2 protein-coding genes are annotated in these 3,637 nt (G+C 62.3%); both read left to right on the forward strand.

The window, feature by feature from the left end; translation table 11 throughout:
- Window positions 1-20: 20 nt before the first annotated feature.
- A complete protein-coding gene (locus AC5JJ1_RS12860) occupies window positions 21-3,194 on the forward strand; it encodes a Calx-beta domain-containing protein (protein WP_495785503.1) in 3,174 nt (1,057 codons plus the stop codon).
- Between the two features lie 135 nt (window positions 3,195-3,329).
- On the forward strand, window positions 3,330-3,539 hold the full coding sequence (locus AC5JJ1_RS12865) for a hypothetical protein (RefSeq protein ID WP_495785502.1): 210 nt from the start codon (window positions 3,330-3,332) through the stop codon (window positions 3,537-3,539).
- Window positions 3,540-3,637: the final 98 nt, after the last annotated feature.

Here is a 3,637-nt window from a genome sequence, read left to right on the forward strand (position 1 = left end):
CCCCGGCCGCGACGCTGGCGATCGCCGCGGCGAGCGCCAGCAAGGCCGAGGGTGCGGCGGGCGCCACCACGCCCTTTACCTTCACCGTCACCCGCGCCGGCAGCACCACCGGGGCGGCGACCGCGGCCTGGACGGTGAGCGGCTCCGGCACCAGCCCGGCCAGTGCCACCGACTTCGCCGGTGGCACCCTGCCCTCCGGCACGGTAAGCTTTGCCGCCGGCGAGACCAGCAAGACCATCACGGTCAACGTCGCCGGCGACAGCGTGGTCGAGGCCAGTGAGGGCTTCACCGTGACCCTCGCCAACCCCAGCGCCGGCACCACCATCACCACCGCCACCGCCGCCACTGGCCTCATCCAGAATGACGACGTCGCCTCGACCCCGGCCGCGACGCTGGCGATCGCCGCGGCGAGCGCCAGCAAGGCCGAGGGTGCGGCGGGCGCCACCACGCCCTTTACCTTCACCGTCACCCGCGCCGGCAGCACCACCGGGGCGGCGACCGCGGCCTGGACGGTGAGCGGCTCCGGCACCAGCCCGGCCAGTGCCACCGACTTCGCCGGTGGCACCCTGCCCTCCGGCACGGTAAGCTTTGCCGCCGGCGAGACCAGCAAGACCATCACGGTCAACGTCGCCGGCGACAGCGTGGTCGAAGCCAGCGAGGGCTTCACCGTGACCCTCGCCAGCCCCAGCGCCGGCACCAGCATCGCCACCGCCACCGCCGCCGCCACTGGCTTCATCCAGAATGACGACAGCGTTGCGAGCGGCGGGGCGGGCGGCGCATCAAGTGTTGCCTTCTCTTTGCAGAATGCGACCGCCACGGCCTCCAAGGCGCAATATGTCCAGTTCTTGCAGGTGTTTAAGCAAGGGGCGGTACCATCCGGCTCGGACCTGTATGCCACGGTGGGCGGGCAGAAGGTTCCGACGCAAATGGAAGCGACCCAGCGCTATGCTGACGGGTCGGTCAAGGTTGCGGTCGTCACCCTGTTGGAGCCCGCGATCGCGGCAAACACGACTCTGAGCGGCACGCTGACGGCGGGCCAGGCCGCGACCAGCGGTGACCTGCCGGCGAATGCCGCCCTCGCTACAGGCTACAATCTGGCGGTCAACATGGATATCCAGGGCGTCGGCGCCGTGCGCGTCGATGCCGCGGCGGAGCTGACTAAAGCCATCGCCGCCGGCAAGGCGGAGATCCTGATGCAGGGGCCGCTGGCGACCGAGGTCCGCATCGACGTCTACGTCATCAGCTCCCTGCACGTCACGCTGGACATCACCACCTTCGCCGATGGCAGTACTGCGACCCAGGTCCAGTTCAACAATGACCGCGCAATGACGTCGAGCGGCGGCACGATCAGGTACAACAGCATCTCGGTCACCCAGGATGGGCAGACCGAGTTTTCCTATGGCGCCTTGACCCAGTACCAGTACCAGACCTGGAAGGTCGATGTCGCCGATTCCGCCTCTGCGGAGCAGACGCTCAACGTGATCCACGACATCGACCACTTCGAACGTCTTGGTGCAATAAAGAACTATGACCTAGGCTACGTCGTCAGCGGCAGCGTGCTAAATAATTATGCCAATGCCAACCTGACCGAAGTGCTTGGGATCAACGGGGTGACACAGTACATGCCAACGACCGGCGGTCGGGACGATATCGGCCCGACTACCGCCCCAAACGCGATCTGGCTCATCACTCAGGACCTGCGGGCGGCGAATTACGCGCTTGGTCAGGCAAACGTGGCAGGCTCAGTGCCGTGGCATATGTACGATCCTGTGCATGGGACCTATGTCTCACTCAACGACTACCCGACCATCTGGTTCGACTACCGAGCGGGCACTTGGCAAACAGCGTTGACGCAACAACCGAGCGACTCAACAGGTTGGTCTCCCGACACGTCACACACGCCAGACCTTTCTTACACCGCTTACATGATGACGGGAAATCGTTACTATCTTGACCAACTAAATGCTCAGGCAAGTTGGGTGATTGCGTCTGCTTGGAACGAGCCTCGTCAAAACGGCGCAGGTCTAGTGGCCAATAGCGCCGAGCAGGTGCGGGCCCAAGCTTGGTCACTGCGAACTATCGATCAGGCGGCCTACGCCAATCCCGACGGCTCCGCTGAGAAAGCCTATTTCAGCCAGATTTCGGCGAACAACTGGTCTTACTTGGCTGGGCAGATCCCATCCCTGACGCAACAACAGGGTGACACTCACGGTATCATCGAAGGTGTTTACGCCAACAACGTGATGGCGCCTTGGCAACAGGACTTCTTTGCCAGTACCGCAGCACAGGCCGCGCTCGCGGGCAACGAGGGCGCGCGTGACGTTCTTAAGTGGCAAGCCAATTTTCTGAGCGGGCGCTTTTTGTCATCCGACATGGAACCGCGCAATGGCTACACCTACAACCTTAACATTTACTCGGCCTCGGGAGAATATCTAAAGACTTGGAGTGCTGTGCAACAAGCCACCAAGGCTGCAGGCAACGCGATCACTGATGGCTCTTCTTCAGGAGGCTACTATGCAGAGCTGGCGCTGATGAGCAATGCAGAACTAATCAGTGTTTTCTCTGGCGGAATGGATCCAAAAGACCACGAAGTTGCGGCAAATGCGATGAGGGCTTATGGCTGGTTGCTATACGACAACGATGTTTACCTGCGTTCAGATCCACAGTATCAAATCGCACCGCGGCTGGCCGATGGCCATCAACTGACTGCATCCGAGGCGCATGTAAGTGCGGGCACTGGGATCATCTCCTTTGCTGGCGAGCAAACGATGATCTACCATATTGGTATAGGCAAGGCGGAACTGCGAGGAACGTCCGGCGCCGACATCCTCATAGACCACTCCTCACAAGGAGGTGATACCCTCACCGGTGGTGCAGGTGACGACTATCTCATTGGCGGCTTAGGCACGAACTTGTTCACGCCAGGTGCCGGCAATGATTATGTTGCAGTCGGGGTTGGCGCAGCCACTATTGCAGTCGATCCGTCCGTAACTGGACACTTGGAGATCGCCGGATTCCGTCCTGGGATCGATAAGTTGGATCTGCTTCTGACCGCGGACGGGCATGGGGCACAAATCTTGGCCACCGCCGTGCCGAACGTCTATGGCGGCACGGATCTGGCACTTTCGAGCGGCCTGACTGTTACGCTCGATGGTCTGCTGCCAAGCCAACTTAACACGGCAATGTTCATCTAACCGGCCTCGCCAGCGCCCACTCGCAAGAGGGGCGCTACCATTCCCAGCAACGCCCTACCAGCGGCTGCTCGAAGACGTGCGGGTTCCGACGAGATCAAGGCGCGTCTGCGCGCCCTGTCCCTCGGCTTGGATCCGGTGCGGCTGCTGCACGATATCCGGGCAGTGCAGCAGCGGCTGGTGGAGATGACCGACCGGACCGGCGTTGACGAGCAAGCAGCGCCGACGCAGCCGATGCTGGAGGAGTTCCTGAAAGGCCGGTGGACGACCTGGCGTGAGGGTGAGGTGCGCCCGACGGCGCAACCAAAGCCGAAGGTAAAAAGGGAGCGCTGGCGACCGAGCCCGTAGAGCGCACCCTATTTCGACCGGACACCCGGCGCAACCCTGAGGGTCTAGTGTTCTGACTCCAACACTTGTTTCCCTCGACGGACCTTGTCGAGAATGTC

Source organism: Belnapia sp. (genome assembly GCF_059504005.1).